Annotated in this window: 26 protein-coding genes; 13 read left to right on the top strand and 13 right to left on the bottom strand. The window is 71.4% G+C overall.

What is annotated here, in order from left to right; genetic code table 11:
• Positions 1–92: 92 nt before the first annotated feature.
• On the bottom strand, positions 93–938 hold the full coding sequence (locus ACIQ1J_RS06985; RefSeq protein ID WP_403554748.1) for a hypothetical protein: 846 nt from the start codon (positions 936–938) through the stop codon (positions 93–95).
• Positions 939–1112: 174 nt separating this feature from the next.
• On the opposite strand from ACIQ1J_RS06985, the gene ACIQ1J_RS06980 reads away from it, so the two are divergent.
• Positions 1113–1763, top strand: a complete 651-nt coding sequence (locus tag ACIQ1J_RS06980; protein ID WP_403554746.1) for a phosphatase PAP2 family protein — start codon at positions 1113–1115, stop codon at positions 1761–1763.
• Positions 1764–1889: 126 nt separating this feature from the next.
• Here ACIQ1J_RS06980 and ACIQ1J_RS06975 read toward each other — a convergent pair whose 3' ends face one another.
• Positions 1890–2561, bottom strand: a complete 672-nt coding sequence (locus tag ACIQ1J_RS06975) for a response regulator (protein ID WP_403554744.1) — start codon at positions 2559–2561, stop codon at positions 1890–1892.
• Positions 2558–4216 carry a histidine kinase gene (locus tag ACIQ1J_RS06970; RefSeq protein WP_403554742.1) on the bottom strand — a complete coding sequence of 553 codons (1659 nt, stop codon included), beginning with the start codon at positions 4214–4216 and terminating at the stop codon, positions 2558–2560. Before ACIQ1J_RS06970 ends, ACIQ1J_RS06975 begins: the two co-directional genes overlap by 4 nt.
• A gap of 118 nt (positions 4217–4334) precedes the next feature.
• On the opposite strand from ACIQ1J_RS06970, the gene ACIQ1J_RS06965 reads away from it, so the two are divergent.
• The 5 genes from ACIQ1J_RS06965 (at position 4335) to cseC (ending at position 9125) form a co-directional block, all read left to right on the top strand.
• Positions 4335–5351: an A/G-specific adenine glycosylase gene (locus ACIQ1J_RS06965; RefSeq protein ID WP_403554740.1), complete on the top strand. Its 1017-nt coding sequence runs from the start codon at positions 4335–4337 to the stop codon at positions 5349–5351.
• Between the two features lie 270 nt (positions 5352–5621).
• The gene (locus ACIQ1J_RS06960; RefSeq protein WP_210964505.1) at positions 5622–6161 is read left to right on the top strand and encodes a SigE family RNA polymerase sigma factor; all 540 of its coding nucleotides are present in this window, start codon (positions 5622–5624) and stop codon (positions 6159–6161) included.
• Positions 6149–6820, top strand: coding sequence for a hypothetical protein (locus tag ACIQ1J_RS06955; RefSeq protein WP_403554738.1), 672 nt, complete (start codon positions 6149–6151; stop codon positions 6818–6820). The genes ACIQ1J_RS06960 and ACIQ1J_RS06955 overlap by 13 nt, the downstream gene beginning before the upstream one ends.
• A gap of 220 nt (positions 6821–7040) precedes the next feature.
• A complete protein-coding gene (gene cseB, locus ACIQ1J_RS06950) occupies positions 7041–7745 on the top strand; it encodes a two-component system response regulator CseB (RefSeq protein WP_210964507.1) in 705 nt (234 codons plus the stop codon).
• 24 nt (positions 7746–7769) lie between these two features.
• Positions 7770–9125 (top strand): two-component system sensor histidine kinase CseC, encoded by a 1356-nt coding sequence (cseC, locus tag ACIQ1J_RS06945; protein ID WP_403554736.1) that lies wholly within the window; start codon positions 7770–7772, stop codon positions 9123–9125.
• Positions 9126–9155: 30 nt separating this feature from the next.
• Here cseC and ACIQ1J_RS06940 read toward each other — a convergent pair whose 3' ends face one another.
• Together ACIQ1J_RS06940 and ACIQ1J_RS06935 are read right to left on the bottom strand one after the other, a co-directional pair.
• On the bottom strand, positions 9156–9602 hold the full coding sequence (locus ACIQ1J_RS06940) for a VOC family protein (RefSeq protein ID WP_403554734.1): 447 nt from the start codon (positions 9600–9602) through the stop codon (positions 9156–9158).
• Between the two features lie 73 nt (positions 9603–9675).
• A complete protein-coding gene (locus ACIQ1J_RS06935; protein WP_403554732.1) occupies positions 9676–10086 on the bottom strand; it encodes a helix-turn-helix transcriptional regulator in 411 nt (136 codons plus the stop codon).
• A 110-nt stretch (positions 10087–10196) separates the two neighbouring features.
• On the opposite strand from ACIQ1J_RS06935, the gene ACIQ1J_RS06930 reads away from it, so the two are divergent.
• A complete protein-coding gene (locus ACIQ1J_RS06930) occupies positions 10197–10667 on the top strand; it encodes a hypothetical protein (RefSeq protein WP_403554730.1) in 471 nt (156 codons plus the stop codon).
• A 98-nt stretch (positions 10668–10765) separates the two neighbouring features.
• On the opposite strand, the gene ACIQ1J_RS06925 is transcribed toward ACIQ1J_RS06930, so the two are convergent.
• Entirely contained in the window at positions 10766–11035 is a 270-nt protein-coding gene (locus ACIQ1J_RS06925; protein ID WP_403554728.1) for a DUF397 domain-containing protein, read from the bottom strand.
• A complete protein-coding gene (locus tag ACIQ1J_RS06920; RefSeq protein ID WP_403554726.1) occupies positions 11004–11843 on the bottom strand; it encodes a helix-turn-helix domain-containing protein in 840 nt (279 codons plus the stop codon). The genes ACIQ1J_RS06925 and ACIQ1J_RS06920 overlap by 32 nt, the downstream gene beginning before the upstream one ends.
• A 158-nt stretch (positions 11844–12001) precedes the next feature.
• Here ACIQ1J_RS06920 and ACIQ1J_RS06915 point away from each other — a divergent pair, with 158 nt between their 5' ends.
• A complete protein-coding gene (locus ACIQ1J_RS06915; protein WP_403554724.1) occupies positions 12002–12379 on the top strand; it encodes an ATP-binding protein in 378 nt (125 codons plus the stop codon).
• An 8-nt stretch (positions 12380–12387) separates the two neighbouring features.
• Here ACIQ1J_RS06915 and ACIQ1J_RS06910 read toward each other — a convergent pair whose 3' ends face one another.
• Positions 12388–12873, bottom strand: coding sequence for a hypothetical protein (locus ACIQ1J_RS06910; RefSeq protein ID WP_403554722.1), 486 nt, complete (start codon positions 12871–12873; stop codon positions 12388–12390).
• Between the two features lie 185 nt (positions 12874–13058).
• Positions 13059–14690 carry an MDR family MFS transporter gene (locus ACIQ1J_RS06905; protein WP_403554720.1) on the bottom strand — a complete coding sequence of 544 codons (1632 nt, stop codon included), beginning with the start codon at positions 14688–14690 and terminating at the stop codon, positions 13059–13061.
• Between the two features lie 148 nt (positions 14691–14838).
• Here ACIQ1J_RS06905 and ACIQ1J_RS06900 point away from each other — a divergent pair, with 148 nt between their 5' ends.
• Entirely contained in the window at positions 14839–15438 is a 600-nt protein-coding gene (locus ACIQ1J_RS06900) for a TetR/AcrR family transcriptional regulator (protein WP_403554718.1), read from the top strand.
• A gap of 9 nt (positions 15439–15447) precedes the next feature.
• Here ACIQ1J_RS06900 and ACIQ1J_RS06895 read toward each other — a convergent pair whose 3' ends face one another.
• Together ACIQ1J_RS06895 and ACIQ1J_RS06890 are read right to left on the bottom strand one after the other, a co-directional pair.
• Positions 15448–16116 (bottom strand): M23 family metallopeptidase, encoded by a 669-nt coding sequence (locus ACIQ1J_RS06895; protein ID WP_403554716.1) that lies wholly within the window; start codon positions 16114–16116, stop codon positions 15448–15450.
• A gap of 398 nt (positions 16117–16514) precedes the next feature.
• The gene (locus tag ACIQ1J_RS06890; protein ID WP_403554714.1) at positions 16515–16700 is read right to left on the bottom strand and encodes a hypothetical protein; all 186 of its coding nucleotides are present in this window, start codon (positions 16698–16700) and stop codon (positions 16515–16517) included.
• A gap of 598 nt (positions 16701–17298) precedes the next feature.
• On the opposite strand from ACIQ1J_RS06890, the gene ACIQ1J_RS06885 reads away from it, so the two are divergent.
• From ACIQ1J_RS06885 to ACIQ1J_RS06875, 3 genes are all read left to right on the top strand, one after another.
• A complete protein-coding gene (locus ACIQ1J_RS06885) occupies positions 17299–17952 on the top strand; it encodes an HAD family acid phosphatase (RefSeq protein ID WP_403554712.1) in 654 nt (217 codons plus the stop codon).
• A gap of 259 nt (positions 17953–18211) precedes the next feature.
• Complete coding sequence (locus ACIQ1J_RS06880) at positions 18212–18424, top strand: hypothetical protein (RefSeq protein ID WP_403554843.1); 213 nt, start codon at positions 18212–18214, stop codon at positions 18422–18424.
• Positions 18421–18612 carry a hypothetical protein gene (locus ACIQ1J_RS06875; protein WP_403554841.1) on the top strand — a complete coding sequence of 64 codons (192 nt, stop codon included), beginning with the start codon at positions 18421–18423 and terminating at the stop codon, positions 18610–18612. The genes ACIQ1J_RS06880 and ACIQ1J_RS06875 overlap by 4 nt, the downstream gene beginning before the upstream one ends.
• Positions 18613–18698: 86 nt before the next feature.
• Here ACIQ1J_RS06875 and ACIQ1J_RS06870 read toward each other — a convergent pair whose 3' ends face one another.
• Positions 18699–21224: an ATP-dependent Clp protease ATP-binding subunit gene (locus ACIQ1J_RS06870; RefSeq protein WP_210962650.1), complete on the bottom strand. Its 2526-nt coding sequence runs from the start codon at positions 21222–21224 to the stop codon at positions 18699–18701.
• 430 nt (positions 21225–21654) lie between these two features.
• Between ACIQ1J_RS06870 and ACIQ1J_RS06865 the strand changes: the two genes are divergently transcribed.
• Positions 21655–22398, top strand: a complete 744-nt coding sequence (locus ACIQ1J_RS06865; protein WP_403554710.1) for an SCO3374 family protein — start codon at positions 21655–21657, stop codon at positions 22396–22398.
• A 38-nt stretch (positions 22399–22436) separates the two neighbouring features.
• Here the strand turns inward: ACIQ1J_RS06865 and ACIQ1J_RS06860 are convergent, their stop codons facing one another.
• Positions 22437–22772: an Lsr2 family protein gene (locus tag ACIQ1J_RS06860; RefSeq protein WP_210962649.1), complete on the bottom strand. Its 336-nt coding sequence runs from the start codon at positions 22770–22772 to the stop codon at positions 22437–22439.
• Positions 22773–22842: the final 70 nt, after the last annotated feature.

Here is a 22842-nt window from a genome sequence, read left to right as displayed (position 1 = left end):
CCCGCCGCGCGCCGCGCCGGCACCGGGCCCGCGTCAGCCGGGCCCGCGTCAGGGGCCGGGCCCGTGTCAGGGGCCGGGCCCGTGTCAGGGGCTCAGTCGCTCTTGAGCACGAACGACGTCCGCACCTTCTCGAACCCGGCCGCCTTGACCTCCACCAGGTACGTTCCCGCCTTGGCCGACCCCGCCGGAGGCGTCCCGCACTCGGGGGCGCTCGGCTTGCGGTCCCACTTCACGGTGTAGGCGATGCCGCTGCCGGCGGCCACCCGGTACCGCAGACTCCCCGCGCCCTCGACGCAGTCGTCGGAGGACCAGTAGACGTCCTCGCCCTCGGCCGGCGTGATCGTCAACACCGCGTGCTTCGGGCCGAGATCGACCTTGCAGTCGCTGTCGGAGGTGTTCCGCGCGGTCAGTTCGAAGGTGGGGGTCTGACCGGGCGTGTAGTTGTTGCGGACACTGCGCAGGCTCAACTTCACCGCGCCCGGGGTGCAGTTGGGCAGGGTGGAGCCACCCGGCAGCGCGTCACCCGTGCCGACGCCGGTCGCCGCCCCGCCCGCGGAACCGCCTCCGCCGGCACCGCCCGGCCCGCCGGCCCCGTCGCCGCCCGCGGACTCACCGCCGCCGGAACCGGACCCGTCACCGCCGGACCCCGGGCCGGAGCCCGAACCCGAACCGCTGGAGTCCCCGCTCCCCGACTCGTCGCGCCCACCCGGCGCCTCACTGATCGCCGGCCCGGAACCCGAGGGCCCCGGAGTGATCGAAGGCGCCGGATTCTTGCCGTCGGCGCCGTCCTCGCGGCCTTTGCCCCCGCCACCGCCGCCGGCGACCACGATCCACGTGATCAGCAGCGCCATCAGGGCGAACAGGGACAGCAGTACGGCCCTCCGTCGCCAGTAGATGGAGGAGGGAAGCGGCCCGACCGGATTGCGCAGAGATCCCACGGCGCAAACTGTACGAGAGATCGGCGCGTTCCCTTGTCCCACCCGCCGTTCAGGCCCGCAACTTTTACGGATCATCATTCCGGAGACCGCCCCGGGCCCCTGCCGATCGTCAGGTGCCGCACGTGTCGATCGCAGGGTGTGACCGAATCGCCCGGCCGCCTACCGTCCGTGAGCATGACCTTCGAGGACGACGAGCTGTACCGCGACATCACCGACTTCGCCCACGACACCCCGACATGGGTCCAGCACGCGGCGGAGGTGTGGACGGAGGCGGGAATCCTGGTGTTCGGCGCGCTGTTCGTCGTCGCCTGGTGGCGGTCGCGCCGCGCCAGCCCGCACGCGTTCGCGACAGCGGTCCTCGCACCCGTGGCCACGGGTGTGGCGTATGTGTGCAGTGAGCTGCTCAAGTCCGGTCTCGCACAGGAACGTCCGTGCCGGGCGGTCGCCGAAGCGGTGCCGTCCCTGTCCGCGTGCCCGCCGACCGGCGACTGGTCCTTCCCGAGCAACCACGCGACGATAGCCGGCGCTTCGGCCGTCGCACTGGCCCTGGTCCGGCGGGTGGTCATCTGGATCACGGCCCCGCTCGCCCTGTTGATGGCCCTCTCCCGGGTCTTCGTCGGCGTGCACTACCCGCACGACGTCGCCGCCGGGCTGCTGCTCGGCGCCGTCGTCGCCGCCACGGCCGTACTCCTGGGCAGGCGTCCGGCGACGCGGCCGGCCGAGGCGATGCGCGCGTCGTCGGCGCCCGCGGTGCGGTGGCTGACCGGGCCGGGCCCGGCCGCCGTCACCGCCACCGCGTACGCCACCTCACACCGGCGGCGCTGAGGCGCGCAGGCGCTGAGGCGCGCAGGCGTTGAGGCGCGCAGGCGTTGGGCGCGCAGGCGTTGGGGCCCACCGGCGGCGCTGCGGTGCGCAGGCGTTGAGGCGCGCAGGCGTTGGGCGCGCAGGCGTTCAGGTGTCCGTCTCGACCAGTCCCGCCTCGTACGCGACGATCGCGGCCTGGACCCGGTTGCGTACCTCCAGCCGGTCCAGGACCGCGCTCACGTACGCCTTCACCGTGCCCTCGACGAGGTGCAGCCGGGCGGCGATCTCCGGGTTGGACAGGCCGGCGCCGACGAGGCCGAGCACCTCGCGTTCGCGCGGGCTGAGGCGCGTCACACGCACGCGGGCGTGTTCCTCGCGGGCGAGCCGGCCGCCACCACCGCCCCTGCCGAGGTCCTCGACGACGTACCGGGCGACCTTCGGGGACAGGAAGGCGGCGCCCTCGGCCACGGCCCGTACGCCCGCCATCAGTTCGTACGGGTCCCCGGACTTGAGCAGGAAGCCGGTGGCGCCGCCGGTCAGGGCCTGGGCCACGTAGGACTGTTCGGAGAAGGTGGTCAGCATGGCAACGGCCGTGCCGGGGACGGTCCGTACGATCTCCCGCGCGGCCGCGAGTCCGTCCAGGCGGGGCATACGGATGTCCAGCAGGGCGACGTCCGGGCGGTGGGCACGGGCCAGTTCGACCGCCTCGCGGCCGTCCCCCGCCTCGGCGACGACCTCGCTCTCCCCGCCGCTCGCCAGGATGGCGCGCACGCCGGCCCGCACCATCGCCTCGTCGTCGGCCAGCAGTACCCGGATCACCGTGCGGACTCCTCGTGTCGCTCGTAGGGCTCGCGTCCCTCGCCGGACGGTCCGGCGCGGGGGATGACGTCCTTGGCGGCCAGGCGCCCCTCCCCGTCGAAGCAGAGCCGGAAGTGGTCGACGGAGACGAGGAGTTCGCCGCTCGACCGGTAGTAGCGGCAGTCGGCGTCCTTCGGGGGCGCGGGGGCGCGCTCGACGGGCGGGTCGTTGACCGCGCGGTCCGGCAGTGCGGGGGCGACCGTGTCGTGCGGCGTGCCCAGGCGCAGTTCCGCGTACGCGGCGGGGCTGAGCACCGAGTGCGTCTCGGTGTACGCGTACCAGCCGAAGGCGGCGCCGACCAGGACGACGCCCGCACCGGCGGCGGCGCCCAGGCCGAGGGCGACGCGGCGGCGGGCGCGGGCGAAGGGCGCCGAGGGGGCCGGGGCCGGCGCCGGGGCGGGGGTCCGCTGGGCGGGAACGTACGCCCGGACCCGGAAGCCGTCCTCGTGCGGGCCCGCGTCGAAGTCGCCACCGACCGAGGCGACCGCGGCGCGCAGCCCGAGCAGGCCCGAACCGCCCGACGAAGAGGACACCTCCTGGGCGGCCGGTCCGTTGGTGACGGTGACCGTCGTGCCGCGGGCCTGCCCGGTGACCGCTACGACGACGGGGGCGCCCGGTGCGTGCCGGGCCGCGTTGGTCAGGGCCTCGCGCGCCACCCGGTGCAGCAGGCGATCCGTGATGCCGCCGGGGTCCGCGGCCGGGGCGGTGGTGGCGTCCCGCGGTTCCCAGCGGACGGGGAGCCCCGATTCGGCGGCGCGGGCGACGAGGTCCTCGACGCTCTCGCCCGCCGGGGTCAGCGGGGCGGGTTCGTCGTGGACGGACACCTCGCGCAGTACGCCGATGATGCGGTGCAGGTGGTCGGTGGCGTCGGCGGCGGCGACGCGCAGGTCGGCCGCGGCGGCACGGTGGTCGGCGGCGAGGCCCGGTGCGACCTGGAGGGCCGCGGCGCGCAGGGCGAGCAGGCTCAGTTCGTGGCCGAGGGAGTCGTGCATGTCCTGCGCGATCCTGGCCCGTTCGCGCAGTCTGGCCCGTTCCTCGGCGTGCCGCTGTTCGTCCTCCAGCCGGGCGGCCCTGAGCCAGCCGGCCTCGGCGAGCGCCCGGCTCTGCCGCCAGTAGCGTCCGCCGAGCCAGGGGAAGACGCAGCCGAAGAGCAGCGTGCCGGTCAGGACCAGCCACTCGGGCACCGGGTCGACTCCGACCAGCGCGATCCGCGCCGTACCGACGACGCCGGCACCGACGAAGCCGGCCACCGCGGTGCGCGGCCGCCGCACGCGCAGGCCGAGCAGCAGGGCGAAGACGCCGAGGGCGGGGCCGTAGGAGACGCTGAACAGAGCCGGGGTCGCGGCGAGGCTCAGGCCCGCCGCCAGTCCGAAGGCGGCGAGCGGCTGCCGCCGGGAGAGCGCGACGGCCACGGAGAGCACTCCCAGGCCGGTCAGCTGCTGCCAGAGGGGCCGCGGCTCGTTCATCCCGAGCCGGTCCGCGGTGACCACGGGGAGGGCGAGGGCGGCCCACAGGAGGGCGCCGCCGCCGAGGACGGCGAGGCGGGTGGGCCCGACGCCTTCGCCGACGCGCCCGCCGCCGGCCCCGGCGTCGTCGGCCGGGCGGGTTACGTTCACGGGCCGACGCTACAAGCGGGCGGCGGGCCGGCGCCCCTGTCGATCGTCAGGGGTCGTGGCCGATACCGGGTGGCGGTGCGCCCGTGCGGTGGTCCTCCCGTGGCAGGATCGGAGGGTCATGACTGCGCCCACGAAGCCCTCGCACAACGGCCCCTCCGACCCCGCCGCGCCCCCGGCCTCCGCCACCGCGGCGACCCCGGCCTACGCCACCGCCGGTGCCGCGGCGCCCGCCGCCGTCCCGGCCGGTGAGCGGGCCGCGTCCGGTGTGCTGCTGCACGCCCCCGTCATCGACTGGTTCGACGAGCACGCCCGCGATCTGCCGTGGCGGCGCCCGGAGGCCGGCGCGTGGGGCGTGATGGTCAGTGAGTTCATGCTCCAGCAGACGCCGGTGAGCCGCGTCCTGCCCGTCTACGAGCAGTGGCTGGCCCGCTGGCCGCGCCCCGCCGACCTCGCCGCGGAGGCTCCCGGCGAGGCCGTCCGCGCCTGGGGCCGGCTCGGCTACCCGCGTCGCGCCCTGCGCCTGCACGGCGCCGCCGCGGCCATAACGGAACGGCACGGCGGCGACGTACCGGCGGACCACGCCCAGCTGCTGGCGCTGCCCGGCATCGGCGAGTACACGGCAGCCGCGGTCGCCTCCTTCGCCTACGGCCAGCGGCACGCCGTACTGGACACCAACGTCCGCCGGGTGTTCGCCCGGGCGGTCACCGGTGCGCAGTACCCGCCGAACGCCACCACCGCCGCCGAGCGGAAACTGGCGCGTGCGCTGCTGCCGGACGGCGAGGCGAGCGCCGCCCGCTGGGCCGCCGCCTCCATGGAACTGGGCGCGCTCGTCTGCACGGCGAAGAACGAGTCGTGCCACCGCTGCCCGATCGCCGACCGGTGCGCCTGGCGGCTGGCCGGCAAGCCCGCGCACGACGGGCCGCCACGGCGCGGCCAGACGTACGCGGGTACCGACCGGCAGGTGCGCGGCCGGCTGCTCGCGGTGCTGCGGGAGGCGCCCGGGCCGGTGCCGCAGGCGGCCCTCGACCAGGTGTGGCACGAACCGGTCCAGCGCGCACGGGCCCTGGACGGCCTCGTCGCCGACGGTCTGGTGGAGCCGCTGGCGGACGGGCTGTACCGGCTGCCGCTGAGCTGACGTACAGCCGGATCACAGCGGTGGGCGGAGCGGTGGGCAGAACGGTGGGCAGAGCGGTGGCGTGGGCCTCTGCGACAGGTCGCATATCGGGCCAATAGGCCATTACCCGCCCCGAGTGGTGTGCCGATTCAGCCGGTTCCTTCTTCCGTTACACAACCGACGGACAGCCGAGGGCCCCCCGCAGGCTGCTTCGCACAGCGCCGTGACAACGCTTCCCTACCTTCGTTTCCGTGCCCCGCAGGCAGAGCAGGGCTACGGATCGGAAGGCGGTTGACCATGGGCGAGGTGCTCGAGTTCGAGGAGTACGTCCGGACCCGGCAGGACGCGCTGCTGCGCAGCGCCCGGCGCCTGGTCCCGGATCCCGTGGACGCCCAGGATCTGCTGCAGACCGCGCTGGTGCGCACGTACCGCCGCTGGGAGACCATCGAGGACAAGCGGCTGGCGGACGCCTACCTGCGCCGGGTGATGATCAACACGCGTACCGAGTGGTGGCGGGCGCGGAAGCTGGAGGAAGTGCCGACCGAGCAGCTCCCGGAGTCGTGCGTGGACGACTCCACCGATCAGCACGCGGACCGCGCCCTGCTGATGGACGTCATGAAGGTGCTCGCCCCGAAGCAGCGCAGCGTCGTGGTGCTGCGACACTGGGAGCAGATGTCCACGGAGGAGACCGCCGCCGCCCTCGGCATGTCGGCGGGAACGGTCAAGAGCACGCTGCACCGGGCGCTCGCCCGGCTCCGCGAGGAGCTGGTCGCCCGCGATCTGGACGCACGGGCGCTGGAGCGTGAGGAGCGGGAGCGTTGCGCGGCCTGACCGTCGGTCGATCACCCGGGGATGCCCGGAGGAGTACACAGGCGGCGAGTACGGCGGTGGCCGTACTCGCCGCCCTCGGCCTTGCCCTCTCCGGCTGCGGCGCGGGCGGCACCGGCGCCCGTGACGAGGGGCCGGCCCACGCGGACGCGGTGGCGGGCGCCGCCTCCTCCTCGCCCACGGCCTCCCCCTCCAAGGCTCCCGACCGCGTGGACGCGGTCCGGCTCGTCAAGGCCGACCCCAAGGTCTCCGCGGAGGTCAAGCGCGAGCTGAAGCCGTGCGTCGCCGACGAGTACCCCGTCGACGTGTCGTACGGGGAGCTGACCGGAGGGTCGGGACCGGCCGAGGACGTCGTCGTCAACGTGCTGACGTGCGGTGACGCGGTCGGTGTGGGCAGTTACGTGTACCGCGAGGAGGACGGCGCGTACCAGAATGTGTTCAAGGCCGAGGAGCCGCCGGTCTACGCGGAGATCGACCGCGGCGACCTGGTGGTGACCAAGCAGGTGTACGAGAAGGGCGACCCGGTGTCCAGCCCGTCCGGCGAGAACGTGATCACGTACCGCTGGGCCTCGGGCCGGTTCACCGAGGAGTTCCGCACCCACAACGACTACAGCAACGTCGCCGGGAACGTGCCGACCCCGGCCCCGGAACCGGACAGCTGACGCGCACGGCGGGAGAAGCGGCCGAGCCGCGTGAACCGATCGGGCCGGCCGGACCGATGGAGACATGAGGGCCCCGATGGAGACATGGACACCGGCGGAGAGATGAACACCGGCAAAGACGCGAACCCCCGCGGGGAAACGAACACCGGCGGAGGAATGAACGCGGCGCACGCCCCCCGCGTCTACCGAGTGACCGCACACGAGGACTGAGAGCACCCGGATGGCAGACCAGACCCACGTCCTGTTCGTCGAGGACGACGACGTCATCCGCGAGGCCACCCAGCTCGCCCTGGAGCGGGACGGCTTCGCGGTCACCGCGATGCCCGACGGGCTGTCGGGCCTGGAGGCGTTCCGGGCCGACCGCCCCGACATCGCCCTCCTCGACGTCATGGTCCCCGGCCTGGACGGCGTCAGCCTGTGCCGCCGCATCCGGGACGAGTCCACCGTGCCGGTGATCATGCTGTCCGCGCGGGCGGACTCCATCGACGTCGTACTGGGGCTGGAGGCCGGCGCCGACGACTACGTCACCAAGCCGTTCGACGGGGCCGTACTGGTGGCCCGGATCCGCGCGGTGCTGCGCCGCTTCGGGCACGCGGGCGGCGGCGACCGGGGGGACGCGGGGGCCGCCGCCGACACCGGGGGCGTGCTCGCCTTCGGCGAGCTGGAGGTCGACACCGACGGCATGGAGGTGCGCCGGGCCGGGCGGCCGGTGGCGCTCACCCCGACCGAGATGCGGCTGCTGCTGGAGTTCTCCTCCGCGCCGGGCACGGTGCTCTCGCGCGACAAGCTCCTGGAGCGCGTGTGGGACTACGGCTGGGGCGGTGACACGCGCGTCGTCGACGTCCATGTGCAGCGACTGCGCACCAAGATCGGCCAGGACCGTATCGAGACGGTCCGCGGCTTCGGCTACAAGCTGAAGGCCTGAGCGGGGATTCGGGGATACAGGGACATGCGGGGGTTCTTCCGTACGAGGCTGAGCATCCGTACCGGGCTGCGCTGGAAGCTCAGCGCGGCCATCGCGCTGGTCGGCGCGCTGGTGGCGGTGGCGCTGAGCCTGGTCGTGCACAACGCGGCCCGGGTGTCGATGCTGGACAACGCGCGTGACCTCGCGGACGACCGGGTCCTGATCGCCCAGCGCAACTACGAGCTGTCCGGACGGCAGAACTTCCCGAACGCCAAGATCGACGACCCCGAGCTGCCCGCGGAGCTGCGCCGCAAGGTCGAGAACGGGCGGCGGGCGACGTACGTCACCGAGCGGGCCGACGGGGTGACGGACATCTGGGCCGCCGTGCCGCTCAAGGACGGGCACGTGATGTCCCTGCACTCCGGGTTCACCGACCGCAGCGCGGACATCCTCACGGACCTCGACCAGGCCCTGGTCATCGGCTCCATCGCGGTCGTCCTCGCCGGCAGCGCGCTCGGCGTGCTCATCGGCGGCCAGCTGTCGCGCCGGCTGCGCAAGGCCGCCACCGCCGCGCACCGGGTCGCCAACGGCGAGCCGGACGTCCGCGTGCGGGACGCCATCGGCGGGGTGGTCCGGGACGAGACCGACGATCTCGCGAGCGCCGTGGACGCGATGGCGGACGCCTTGCAGAAGCGGCTGGATGCCGAGCGCCGGGTCACCGCGGACATCGCGCACGAGCTGCGCACCCCGGTGACCGGCCTGCTCACCGCCGCCGAGCTGCTGCCACCGGGCCGCCCGACCGAGCTGGTCCTCGACCGCGCGAAGGCGATGCGGACGCTCGTCGAGGACGTCCTGGAGGTGGCCCGGCTCGACGGGGCCTCGGAGCGGGCCGAGTTGCAGGACATCATGCTGGGCGACTTCGTGTCCCGGCGGGTGGCGGCCAAGGACCCGGACGTGGAGGTGCGGGTGATCCACGAGTCGGAGGTCACCACCGACCCGCGACGCCTGGAGCGCGTGCTGATCAACCTGCTCGCCAACGCGGCCCGGCACGGCCGGCCCCCCGTCGAGGTCAGCGTCGAGGGCCGGGTGATCCGGGTCCGCGACCACGGGCCGGGCTTCCCCGAGGCCCTCCTCGCCGAGGGCCCGAGCCGCTTCCGCACCGGCAGCACGGACCGGGCGGGCCGCGGGCACGGGCTGGGCCTGACCATCGCGGCCGGTCAGGCGCGGGTCCTGGGCGCCCGGCTCACCTTCCGCAACGTACGGCCCGCCGGCGCCCCGGAGCACGTACCGGCCGAGGGCGCGGTCGCCGTGCTGTGGCTGCCGGAGCACGCGCCGACGAACACCGGGAGCTACCCGATGCTGCCGGACCGGACCCACAGCGGCTCCCCGGGCCGGTCTTAGCCCCGCTCGGCTGCTCAGCCGCTCAGCCGCTCAGCAGGCGAAGTCCTGGTCCATGCCGAGGCCGCCCTCGCGGGGCTGGGTGAAGGAGAACCAGTTGCCGGAGTCGTCGCGGAAAAGGGCCTCCGTGCCGTACGGGCGCTCCTGCGGCTCCTGGAGGAACTCGACCCCCCGGTCCTTGAGCTTCTTGTAGTCGCCGTGGATGTCGTCGGTGGTCAGCACGCCGGCACCGAGTGCGCCCTTGGCGACCAGCTTCTTGATCATCCCGGCGGACTCGGGGTCCATCGAGGGGCCGGACGGGACCATCAGCGTCAGTTCGACGTCGGGCTGGTTCGGGGAGCCGACGGTCAGCCAGCGCATGCCGCCCTCGCCCATGGTCATGTCGGTGCGGACCTCCAGGCCCAGCTTCTCGGTGTAGAACTTCCTGGCCCGGTCCTGGTCGAGGACCCAGACGGTCGAGATGGCGAGACCCTTGATCATGGCGTGCTCCTGCTTGTTCGCGCTTCTTCGGCGGCCGTTCCCGCTCGCCCTGCCACGGTAGGCAGCGGGGGTCTCAGTCCGCTTCTCCGGAATTGCGCCGCACTCCACCGGCCCAGTGCATGACGTAGCAGCCGGGTATGAGGGCGGTGCCCCGGCCCATGTGCTTCGTCCGGTACTCGCTCGGGGTCAGTCCGGTCCACGCCTTGAACCGGGTGGAGAAGGTGCCCAGGCTGCTGAAGCCGACCAGGTGGCAGATTTCGGTCACGGACAGGCCGGCGGTGCGCAGCATGTCCTCGGCGCGCTCGATGCGGCGGCGGGTGAGGTACTGGCCCGGTGTCTCGCCGTACGCCTCCTTGAAGGCGCGCAGGAAGTGATACCGGGAGTACCCGGCGTGCGCGGCCACGGCGTCGAGATCGAGCGCCGGGTCGGCCCAGTCACGGTCCATGGCGTCCTTCGCCAACCGCAACTGCCGCAGCTTGTCCATACGCCGATGGTGGCACGGGCCACTGACAGCGGCCGGTGGAGGCACGGGCCACTGACAGCGGCCGGTGGAGGCACGGGCGGTGTCAGAGGCCGTCCATAGCCTTGGACGCCATGGGGATACGGATCGACGCAGAGGTGAGTTACCCGGTCAACGACGAGGTGGAGCGGGTGCTCGGGTTGGCCGAGGCCGTCGGTGAGCCGATCACGGTCACGTTCGTGTGGGAGGGCGGGCCTTCGGAACACGCGGTGCTCGTGACCGCGGCGACGCCGGCTCTGTGGGAGCACCGGTCTCCCACCGCCTACCCGCCGAGGGTCGCCGCCGACCGGGCCGAGGCGGAGGAGAAGGAGGAGCCGGAGTCGGCTCATCCGGCGGAGTACGGCGCATTCACGCTCTACCGCCGCCGCGTGGGAGGGCGCACGGCGGTCGTCCGCGACGGCGTGGTGGTCGCCGAGCTCCTGGACCCGGGCGAGGCGCACTGGCTGGAGGAGACGGCCCGCAATGTCCGCCAGGGCTTCATGGACCCGAAGCAGAAGGCGGTGTTCGAGGAGTTCCTTGCCCGGCAGGCGGACCGGGGGGAGTAGTGGCGAACGTGAGCATATTGCGGGCAACTGTCATCGAGCGGCTCAAATGAGCGGCCCGATGACAGTTGGGGGTGTTGTGCTCGGGTTATGGGCGGCAGCTAGCGCAGGGCGTGGACGAACGCCTGCCAGGCCCCGGCCCCGACGGTGACGACCGGCCCGGCCGTGTTCTTGCTGTCGCGCACGGGGACGGCACCGGTGGGGCAGTTGTGGGCGACCGACACGCAGTCGCCGCCGCTGGGGCCACTGTACGAGGACGTACGCCAGGCGGCACCACCGGTGACGGTGCACTCCACGCATTCGCCGCCGTTGCTTCCGCTGTAACTTGACTTGCGCCACTCAACGTTGCTCTTTGCAGTGCGGGGCCGCATAGCGTTCCTCCATCACGCGGGTGATCAGTCTCACCGAGTCCTCGGGAGAGAGGGCTGAGGCTTGCAGTCGAGCGTAGCCGAATGAGCGTTCCTTGATCACCTCTGGTGAGGCGGTCATGTGCCCACGGTCGTAACCGTCCATGTAGAAGAGGTCGGGATCGGCATCGAACCGCAAGAGAGTGAACGTACCCATCATGCCCGTGTGTTGGCCTGTGGCAAGCGGCAGGACCTGGATCTGGACCCAGGGGTCGGCCGCGAAGGCCAACAGGTGGGCCAGTTGTCTGCGCATGACGTCCCGTCCGCCGATCTCCCGGAGCAGGGCGGCCTCGTCCAGGACGACCCATAGAGCCGGCGGCTGGTCACGCTGGAGGATGCGCTGGCGTTCCATCCGGGCGGCCACCATCTCGTCCACGTTGCCCAGGTGCTCCACGTCGAGCACCGCCCGCGCGTACCCCTCCGTCTGCAACAGCCCGTAGACCAACTGCGCCTGGTACGTCGAGATGTACGCCGCCTTCGCCTCCATCTCCGCGTACGGCTGAAACCACGTGGGGAGTTGGCTGCGCAGCACCAGCCCGACCAGCCGGGAGAACAAACCGTCCGTGCCCAGCGCGGCGTCCACCCGCTCGGAGAAGTCCCGCGTCGGAACCTTCTTCGTGGTCTCGATCTGGCCGACCAGTGATCCGGTGCAGAAGATGATCTCGCCGAGCTGGCCCTGCCGGAGGCCGTGCGCTTCGCGCTGGCGGCGCAGTTCCCAGCCGTAGTAGTCGAGTGGGGAAGCGGTCGGGTCGAGGGACTGGATGTTGGCCACTGCGGCACCTCACTCCGGGACTGCGGACGGCAACACCTCGCGGCGTTCGTTTCCGTGCGTAGCCGAGCGTATGCAGTGCGTCGCAGCCTTGTGGCGTGAATCACGTAACCGGTCCGCAAGAGACGGACGTTGCAAGTCAGTACCACGCCGAGTTCGCCATGGGAGCGCACTCGGCCCGGCACCTGCGCCGCGTCCTGCGGCTCTACCTCGTCCGCTCGGGCCTGTCCGACGTGGCCGACGCCGCCGAGCTGGCGCTCACCGAACTGGTCGCCAACGTCGTACGGCACGTGCCCGGCCGCCGCTGCCGCGTGTGCTTCCTGCTGCACCCCGGCGGAGTACGCGTGGAGGTCGCCGACAGCTGCCCGGAACTGCCCGTTCCGGCGGTTGCCGACACGCTGGGCGACGGCGGGCGCGGACTCGTGATCGTCGCGGCCGTGACCGAACGGTGGGGTGTCGCACCGTATGCCGACGGGCGGGGCAAGACGGTGTGGTTCGAATGCGTCAGCCGAGCGGCTCCGCCGACGCCGCGTCCGTGACCGAGCGCTCAGCCGGCCGCGTGCCGTGCGGCGGCGAGGCGTACCTCCTGGGCGGCCCCCGCCGGTTCCAGCAGCATGTTCCCGGCCTCGCGTCCCTCGTGGTGGACGCGCAGACGCGGGCCGTCGACGAGTACGCGCAGCTCCGGCCACGGGTGGCGCCACAGGAGTGCGGAACGCTCCCACAGTTGCAGGCCGTGGCTGGTCACCAGGAGCTGGTACTGCGGGCCCTCGTGCGCCGCGGGCGGTGTGTGCTCGCGGTGGGGAGGCCGGACGGTGTAGGTACCGAGGACCTTCTCGCCCGGTTCCAGGGCCGCGCGGCGCACGGCGCGCCGCCGGCCGACCCGCGCCCCGGCCCAGCCCGCGAGTCCGGCCGTCAGCACGGCCGGACCGGCCACCGCCCACCAGGGCAACGAGGCTTCCACGCCCGCCAGGACGACCGCGGCGACCGGAAGGACGGCGGTCCCGGCGGCGCCGGTCAGCTCCGCTCGTCGCAACGGGCTTCCGCCGCCTCTTCCGCTGTTTCCGGCCATGCCACGCCCTCCGGTTTCCGCCCTCGCGGCGCCTCCGCAGCCACCACCCTAGCCACCGGGCCGGCCGCGCTTTCAGTGGGCGATCACCGAGCTGGTGGACCGCCTCCGGGTAGCCGGAACCACCCGGAGGCCCTGGTGACAGGCGGGCGTCACACCGCTTCGGTCACCGGCGCCTTCGCCGCGGCCGTGTCACCGTCGCCGTGGCCGTCGCCGTCGGCCGGGGCGTCGGCCGCCTTCGGGCCCGCCCCCTTCAGCGGGACCTCCTTGACGAAGACCGCCGCGACCAGGGCGACCACCGCCACCAGGGCGCCGAGCAGGAACGCGCCGTGGGTGCCGGAGGAGACCGCGTCCTGGTACGCCACGCGCGCCGCCTCCGGCAGCTGGGCCAGACTCGCCGCGTCCAGCTGCGCCGACTGCTCGGTGACCTCGGAGCCCAGCGCCCCGGCCTTCTCCGCCATGACGTCCTGGACCCGGTGGTTGAACAGGGCGCCCATGATCGCCACGCCGAAGGAGGAGCCGAGGGTGCGGAAGAGGGTGGTGGAGGAGGACGCGACGCCCATGTCCTTCATCTCCACGCTGTTCTGCGCCACCAGCATGGTGATCTGCATCAGGCAGCCCATGCCGAGACCGACGACGGCCATGTACACCCCGGAGGTGAGGCGGCTGGTGTCGGTGTCCATCAGCGACAACAGGTACAGCCCGACGGTCATCAGGGCGCCGCCGACCACCGGGAAGACCTTGTAGCGGCCGGTGCTGGTCGTCACTCGCCCCGCGACTATCGACGTGACGAGCATCGCGCCCAGCATCGGCAGGAGCAGCAGCCCGGAGTTGGTGGCGGACGCGCCCTGCACCGCCTGCTGGTACAGCGGCAGGAAGAGGGTGGCGCCGAACATCACGAAACCGACGATGAATCCGATGAGGGACATCAGCGCGAAGTTGCGGCTGCGGAAGATGTGCAGCGGCATGATCGGCTCGGCGGCCCGGGTCTGCCAGAACACGAACCCGACCAGCGCGGTGACGCCGATGCCGATCAGTTCCATGATCCGCGCGGAGGTCCAGGCGTACTCGGTGCCGCCCCAGGTGGTGACGAGCACGATGGCGGTGATGCCGACGGTCAGCAGCGCGGCGCCCAGGTAGTCGATGCGCGCCTGGCTGCGCTTCTTCGGCAGGTGCAGTACGGCGCTGACGGCGACCAGCGCGACCGCGCCGAGCGGGATGTTGATGTAGAAGGACCAGCGCCAGCCCCAGTGGTCGGTGATGGTGCCGCCGACCAGCGGTCCGCCGATCATCGCCAGCGCCATGACGCCGGCCATCATGCCCTGGTACTTGCCGCGCTCCCGCGGCGGTATCAGGTCGCCGATGATGGCCATGACGCCGACCATCAGACCGCCGGCGCCGAGGCCCTGGACGGCGCGGAAGCCGATGAGCTGGCCCATGTCCTGGGCCATGCCGCTGAGCGCCGAGCCGATCAGGAAGATCACGATCGACGTCATGAACGAGCCCTTGCGCCCGTACATGTCGCCGATCTTGCCCCAGAGCGGAGTGGAGGCCGCGGTCGCGAGGGTGTAGGCGGTGACCACCCAGGACAGGTGCTCCAGGCCGCCCAGTTCGCCCACGATCGTCGGCATCGCGGTGCCGATGATCATGTTGTCGAGCATCGCGAGCATCATCGCGATCATGAGCGCGAGCAGAACGACCCGTACGCTCCTCGGCTGCTTGCCGCCGGCCTCGCCGGCTTGCACTCCCGGCGCGTCCGCGCCCGCTCCTGGTGTGTCCGCCATCGCTCCCACTCCCCCAGCCGCTCGCTGCTCCACTCGCCTACTTACTTGCCGACCGGCAAGTTGACTACACTCGGGAAGGTAGACGCGCAACTAGCCGGTCGTCAAGTAAGTTTTCGGAAAGTGCGCGGAGCAGGAGGTGCGTAGGAGGATGGGCGGCACGATGGACGGCACCAAGCAGCAGCGACGCCGCGGGAACACCCGCCAGCGCATCCAGGACGTGGCGCTCGAACTCTTCGCCGAACAGGGGTACGAGAAGACCTCGCTGCGCGAGATCGCCGAGATCCTGGACGTCACCAAGGCCGCGCTCTACTACCACTTCAAGACCAAGGAAGAGATCCTCGTCAGCATCTTCGAGGATCTCTCACGGCCCATGGAGGACCTGATCGCGTGGGCGCGTGAGCAGCCGCACACCCTGGAGGCCAAGCAGGAGATCATCCGCCGCTACAGCGAGGCGCTGGCGGGCGCGGCGCCGCTGTTCCGCTTCATGCAGGAGAACCAGGCGACGGTGCGGGACCTGCGCATCGGCGAGATGTTCAAGACCCGCATGCTCGGCCTGCGCGACAGCCTCATCGACCCGGAAGCGGACCTGGTCGACCAGGTCCGCTGTGTCAGTGCGCTGTTCACGCTGCACGCCGGGATGTTCGTCCTCAGCGACCTCGAAGGCGACCCCGAGGAACAGCGCGCGGCTGTTCTCGAGGTCGCCACCGATCTGGTCACCCAGGCACACCGGGGTTCATCAGGCGCGTAGCCCTGCCCCTCAGACGGTCACGCCCTTGGCGCGCAGGAAGGAGACCGGGTCGACGGCCGAGCCGTAGTTCGGGGTCGTACGGATCTCGAAGTGCAGGTGCGGACCGCTGGAGTTGCCGGTGTTGCCGGACTTGGCGATGGACTGGCCGGTCTTCACGATCTGGCCGGCCTTCACGTTGACCTTGGACAGGTGCGCGTACTGGGAGTACGTGCCGTTGCCGTGCTTGATCACGATCGCGTTGCCGTAGGCGGGGCCGTCACCGGCGCCGTTGCCACCGGCCTTGACGACGGTGCCGCCGTGCGCGGCGACGACGTTGGTGCCGATCGGCACGGCGAAGTCCTGGCCGCTGTGCTTGGCGGCCCACATGCCGCCGTTCTGGGCGAAGCTCGCGGTCAGCTTGTACTTCTTGACCGGGTCCACCCAGGAGGCGGCCTTCTTCTCGGGGGCCGCCTTCTTGGCGGCGACGGTCTTCGCGTCGGCCTTCGCCGCCTTGGCCTGCGCCGCGGCCTGGGCCTCGACGGCGCTCGCGGCGGTGGAGGTGCTGGAAGCCGCCGTGGTGCCGGTGGCGGCCGCGACCCCGGCTCCCAGCGCGACCGAGGCTCCGAGGCCTGCGGCCATCACCGCGGCGCGGGTGCGGATGGTCGTACGGGAAGAGCGGGACGTGACACGCGGAAACATTCGAACCTCATGGGGACGGGTGCAGAGGAAAGCCTCTCCGGCGGGACGCGGAGGCGCTCACCGGGCGGGCTTCAACATTGGTAACCCGGCACCCCCGAACCGCACAAAGGTGTGACCTACGACGTTATTTAGTACTTCAGCGCGATACTTCCTGACTCTTGACAGAGCCCCCATTCTGGACAAAACCAGCTCAAAGCCCCGCGCACCCGTCATCGCGGCGCACAGATATGTCCGTTTTCGTAGTTCTTGCGGCTTCCACTATTCCTGGTAGTACAGGCTGAAAGCCCTGTGCGGCACATCACCGGCGGGCAGGATCGAGGGACCGGTGAATGTGACGGGGACTACGCCGGCGCGGCCTTACGCGCGGCTTGAGGCGGGCTGGGATGTGGGCCGGCGACCTACGGAACCAGGCTCACGGCGAGCACGGTCGGCCCGCTGGTGAAGAAGCTGTTCGTGCGGGAGAGGCCCCGGGCGCCGGACTGGTCGACGGGCCGGTGCGGCTGTCGGCGCTCGTGTCCTTCCGGGGCGGGAAGGAGCCGCGCCGGCGCTCGGCGTTCGTCGCCCGCGCTCTCGGCGAGCAGCACCGCAGCCTGGACGATCTGGTGAGCCGTACCGACCTCCTGATCGAGAGCACCCCCTCACACACCGCCGAGGACACGGCGTATCTGAGCCTGCCGGGCGGCCCGGGGCGGCGCCCACGAGGTTCGCGGCCCGGCTCCTCGTCACCCGGGCAGCCTGAGACGGTGCCCCGCCGACGGCCCGCGAGCCCGTCGAGCAGGCCCTGGCCGGTCACGACCGGGTACCGCTGCGCGGTGACGCCGGCTCCGGCAGCACTCCCCTCGGGTGGGGTGCAACTGAGTTCGTTCGTCGAGGTGTTCCCTCGCTCCGTGTCGCTCACCTTGTCCGATGTCGACGACGCCGACCCGGCCCCGCCGGCGACGCACACCCGACTACGACGCGTACGCACCACACCGGTCCGCGGCGTCCGCGGTGCGAAGCGCCTGCCCGGCTCAATCGAGGTGACCCGCGCTCCACGCCCTGAGCCCGGGCCGGATTCCCGTCATCTCCTGCACGGCCCTAGCGACTTACCGTTCAGTAACCCTACGGTTCCTCTCACGCCATCCTCAGCACCGAGCATGCACTCGACAAACAGCAGCGCGTACGGACGTGAGAGGACCCCCCATGAACAGACGCCCCTGGCTGCGCCGCACATCGGTGAGCGCGGTCTCCGCGGCAGCCCTCGTCGCCCTCGCCACCCCCGTGGAGGCCGCGACCGTCACGAGCGGTTCCGCGACCGTCACGAGCGGTTCCGCGACCGCAGCCGTCGCGGCCGCCACCGCGGACGTCGGCTACGACACCTGGCAGCGGGACTGCAAGGCCGTGATGGACACGGCGCTGCCCTACCTGAAGGAGCGGATCGCCGACGCCCGCCCCGGCGAGAAGCAGGCGATCGTCCTCGACATCGACAACACCTCCCTGGAGACCGACTTCGGCTTCAGCTACCCGCAGCCCGCCAACCGGCCGGTCCTGGAGACCGCCCGGTACGCCCAGGAGCACGGCGTCGCCCTGTTCTTCGTGACCGCCCGCCCGGGCATCATCGAGGCGCCCACCGAGTGGAACCTCGACCACGCCGGTTACGAGTCCTCCGGTCTGTACGTCCGCGGCTTCCTCGACCTGTTCCGGGACGTCGCCGAGTACAAGACCGAACAGCGCGCCGAGATCGAGTCGAAGGGCTACACGATCATCGCGAACATCGGCAACAGCACCACCGACCTGTCGGGCGGCCACGCCGAGAAGACCTTCAAACTCCCGGACTACGACGGCCAGCTGTCCTGACACTCGACAGGCTCCCCCCGTCGATCACCACGGGGGTGGCGCATGGAACCGGCGGTACTCGGCGGGAAGTTGGCGTCCAGCCTGGTCGCCCCGCTGGTGAAGAAGCTCTTCGCGACGGGCGGCCCCGGCGCCGGACTGGTCGACAGGCCGGTCCGGCTGACCCGGGCCGATCTGTCCGGTCTGCGCGAGCTGGACTCGCTCCACTTCCTGTCCCTCACACAGGAGCCTTCCGGGCAGCCGGCTGACGGACGCCCTCCCCTTGGCCGCGCCGTTCGAGTTCCTCTTTCTCGGGCTCGCGGCCATCGACAACACCGGTCTTCGCGGTCTGTCCCACTGGCAGACCTTGAAGTACCTCAGCCTGGGCCCCGCCCTTTCACTCGACGCGGAGGATTGGGCGGAGATCGCCCGGCTGCCGCTGCTCACAGCCCTTTATCTGAACGCGTCGCTCCTGCCGGGCGGCCTCGGGCGATGACGGTTCTCCCCGGCGTCGTCGACCTGAGCTTCGCGGCCCTGGAAGGGCACGAGGACGTGTCGTCCGTCCCTGCCCTGGTGCCCGACGTGCGCAACGTCGTCCTCCAGACCGCCCCCGGCGCCCGCTTCGACATCGCGCCCTTCGCCGCCCTCTTCCCGGACGCAGAAATCACCCTGGACGAACGCTGACACGGCACAGCGAAAGGGGCAGCGAAAGGGGCCGCCCCGGGACGGAAGTCCCGAAGCAGCCCCTTTCCCGGCTCACCCCCGGAGGGCTACGCCTCCTTGCTCAGGTTCGGCCCGGCGCCGCCGGCCGCCTGCTCGATCGGCGGGACGTCGGGGAGCGCCGACTTCTCCTCACCCCGGAAGGTGAAGATCTTGGCGTCGCCCTCGCCCTCGGTGTCCACGACCACGATGTGGCCGGGGCGCAGCTCGCCGAAGAGGATCTTCTCCGACAGCGTGTCCTCGACCTCGCGCTGGATCGTGCGACGCAGCGGACGCGCGCCCAGCACCGGGTCGTAGCCCTTCTGGGACAGCAGCTCCTTGGCGGACTGGGAGAGCTCGATGCCCATGTCCCGGTCCTTGAGGCGCTCGTCGACCTTGTCGATCATCAGGTCGACGATCCGCAGGATGTCCTCCTGGCTCAGCTGCGGGAAGACGACCACGTCGTCGACGCGGTTGAGGAACTCGGGCCGGAAGTGCTGCTTCAGCTCGTCCTGGACCTTGTTCTTCATGCGCTCGTAGTTGGTCTTCTTGTCACCCGAGGCCGCGAAGCCGAGGTTGAAGCCCTTGGAGATGTCCCGGGTGCCGAGGTTGGTCGTCATGATGATGACCGTGTTCTTGAAGTCCACGACCCGGCCCTGGGAGTCGGTCAGGCGACCGTCCTCCAGGATCTGCAGCAGCGAGTTGAAGATGTCCGGGTGGGCCTTCTCGACCTCGTCGAAGAGGACGACCGAGAACGGCTTGCGGCGCACCTTCTCCGTCAGCTGACCGCCCTCCTCGTAGCCCACGTAACCGGGGGGCGAACCGAAGAGACGGGAGACCGTGTGCTTCTCGCTGAACTCCGACATGTCGAGGGAGATCAGCGCGTCCTCGTCACCGAAGAGGAACTCCGCGAGCGCCTTGGACAGCTCGGTCTTACCGACACCGGACGGACCGGCGAAGATGAACGAGCCACCGGGACGCTTCGGGTCCTTCAGACCGGCACGGGTACGGCGGATCGCCTTGGACAGCGCCTTGACGGCGTCGACCTGGCCGATGACCCGCTTGTGGAGCTCGTCCTCCATGCGCAGCAGACGCGAGGACTCCTCCTCCGTGAGCTTGAAGACCGGGATGCCGGTGGCGGTCGCGAGGACCTCGGCGATCAGCTCGCCGTCGACCTCGGCGACGACGTCCATGTCGCCGGCCTTCCACTCCTTCTCCCGCTTGGCCTTGGCGGCGAGGAGCTGCTTCTCCTTGTCGCGCAGGGAGGCGGCCTTCTCGAAGTCCTGCGAGTCGATCGCGGACTCCTTGTCGCGGCGGACGCCGGCGATCTTCTCGTCGAACTCGCGCAGGTCCGGCGGCGCGGTCATCCGGCGGATGCGCATCCGGGAGCCGGCCTCGTCGATCAGGTCGATCGCCTTGTCCGGCAGGAAGCGGTCCGAGATGTAGCGGTCGGCGAGCGTCGCCGCCTGGACCAGGGCCTCGTCCGTGATGGAGACGCGGTGGTGGGCCTCGTAACGGTCCCGCAGGCCCTTGAGGATCTCGATCGTGTGCGGCAGCGACGGCTCCGCGACCTGGATCGGCTGGAAGCGGCGCTCGAGGGCCGCGTCCTTCTCCAGGTGCTTTCGGTACTCGTCCAGCGTGGTCGCACCGATGGTCTGCAGCTCACCGCGGGCCAGCATCGGCTTGAGGATGCTCGCGGCGTCGATGGCGCCCTCGGCGGCACCCGCACCGACCAGCGTGTGCAGCTCGTCGATGAACAGGATGATGTCGCCGCGGGTGCGGATCTCCTTGAGCACCTTCTTCAGGCGCTCCTCGAAGTCACCGCGGTAGCGGGAGCCGGCGACCAGCGCGCCGAGGTCCAGGGTGTAGAGGTGCTTGTCCTTGAGGGTCTCGGGCACCTCGCCCTTGACGATGGCCTGCGCGAGGCCCTCGACGACGGCGGTCTTGCCGACGCCGGGCTCACCGATCAGCACCGGGTTGTTCTTGGTACGGCGGGACAGCACCTGCATGACCCGCTCGATCTCCTTCTCGCGCCCGATGACCGGGTCGAGCTTGGACTCACGAGCGGCCTGGGTGAGGTTCCGGCCGAACTGGTCGAGGACCAGGGACGTGGAGGGCGTGCCCTCCGCAGGACCGCCGGCGGTGGCGGTCTCCTTGCCCTGGTAACCGGAGAGCAGCTGGATGACCTGCTGCCGCACCCGGTTCAGATCTGCGCCCAGCTTGACCAGGACCTGGGCGGCGACGCCCTCGCCCTCACGGATCAGGCCGAGCAGGATGTGCTCCGTGCCGATGTAGTTGTGGCCCAGCTGGAGGGCCTCGCGGAGCGACAGCTCCAGAACCTTCTTGGCACGGGGAGTGAAGGGAATGTGGCCGGACGGGGCCTGCTGGCCCTGGCCGATGATCTCCTCCACCTGCTGGCGGACCGCCTCGAGCGAAATCCCGAGGCTCTCAAGGGCCTTGGCGGCGACACCCTCACCCTCGTGGATCAGGCCCAGGAGGATGTGCTCGGTGCCGATGTAGTTGTGGTTGAGCATCCGGGCTTCTTCCTGAGCCAGGACGACAACCCGCCGCGCGCGGTCGGTGAACCTCTCGAACATCGTTAATCGCTCCTCAGAGCGGTCAGGCAGTAAGGGGAACTTCCCCTCCCTGTCCTTCCGCAGCTTAGTCCCGCAAGCGGGGACCGCTCATTCCAACTGCCGACACCGTCGATGGCCTCCTGACCCCTGACGCCGACATCTGCCACAACCCGATGGTGCGAGACGATGTTCCCGCAGGCCAGGCACTTACCCCACTCGCCAGTACGCCGATGGCGAACGTGAGACGGCCCAATCTGCGTGTCGCCCCCTCCCACTAGGGATGTCTTACCCGCTGGGACTGGCACTCCATGCCGCGCCCCCCGGTTCCCTCCGCTACGGGCGAACAACCTTGCGCCTCCCCGCACCCCCGCACGCCCCCTCTTCCGGCACTCAGCGCATTCAGCTTGCCACCCAGCGTAACCTGAGCGCTCTTTCGGCTGTTGCACTTGGCATGGTCGGCGCCCCGCCCCCGGTTCCTCCGGTCCCCCCGGCCCGGACGACAGCCTCTGTCCTTTCCTCCGCACCGTCGGCACCCGCCGCCCCCTCGGTGCCGTTCCCCCGCCGGCCGCTCGACGCGGGTGGCACGTGGGAGCGGGTGCGGGGGTGGTACGAGAGCGCCCTCGGCTGGCCGACGGTGCCCGGGGCCCCGGTACGGCTCCGCGTGGGCGTCCGCTTCGACGTACTGGACGTCCCGGCCGAGGCGGGCCTCGCGGCACTGGAACGGCTCGGGCTGCTCCGGCGGCCCGGCCCGGCCCCGCGGGGGCCCGGCTTTCCGGTGGCCGTCCGGGGCGAGCGGATGCTGCTGCTCGTGGCGGCGGGCGGCGCGGAGGAGATGCCCGGGCTGCTGGAGTGGCTGGAGTGGGGCTCGCTGCCGCTCGACCTGATGGCGGTCGGCGCGGGCGGCCTCATGGAGGCGCCCCTGGCCCCCGAACCGGGCTCGACCGGCCTGCCGCCGCGTCCCCCGGGTCGCGACGGCCTGCAGGGCACCGCCGTCTGGCTGCGCGCCCCGGAGCCGGGGTGCGGGGTCGACGCCTCGCTGCCGGCACTGTCGGCCGTTCGGGGCGCCGGAGCCGCCCCCGATCTCGCGCGACTGGTCCAGACGCTGGCGACTCAGTGCCACCGGGTCCGACTCTCCGTGCCCTCGCCGTCCTCCCCGTCCCTCCCGGTCTCCCCGTTCCAGCGGGCGACGTTCTGAGGGCGTTCGGGGCGGAGTCCGTGGCGCGGGCCGGGTGATCAGCCGTTGGCCTGCTCGTACGCCTCGCGAATCGTCGCGGGAACACGGCCGCGGTCGTTGACCTCGTAGCCGTTCTCCTTCGCCCACGCGCGGATCGCCGCGGTGTCCTGGCTGCCGCCGGAAGAGGCACGTGCCTTGCCGCGTCCGCCCGAGGCACGGCCCCCGGTACGCCGGCCGCCCTTCAGGTAGGGATCGAGAAGCCCACGGAGCTTGTCCGCATTGGCGGTGGTGAGATCGATCTCGTACGTCTTGCCGTCCAGCGCGAACGTCACGGTCTCGTCTGCCTCGCCACCGTCGAGGTCATCGACAAGAAGGACCTGAACCTTCTGTGCCACCGGATTTCCTTTCATCGATAACTTGAGGGCCGGAGATCCGCCGGCGTCCGCCGTATCGCCGTCCCTTGTT

Source organism: Streptomyces sp. NPDC097107 (assembly GCF_044762405.1).
Taxonomy (GTDB): domain Bacteria; phylum Actinomycetota; class Actinomycetes; order Streptomycetales; family Streptomycetaceae; genus Streptomyces; species Streptomyces thinghirensis.
This window is presented reverse-complemented; position numbering and strand designations above follow the sequence as displayed.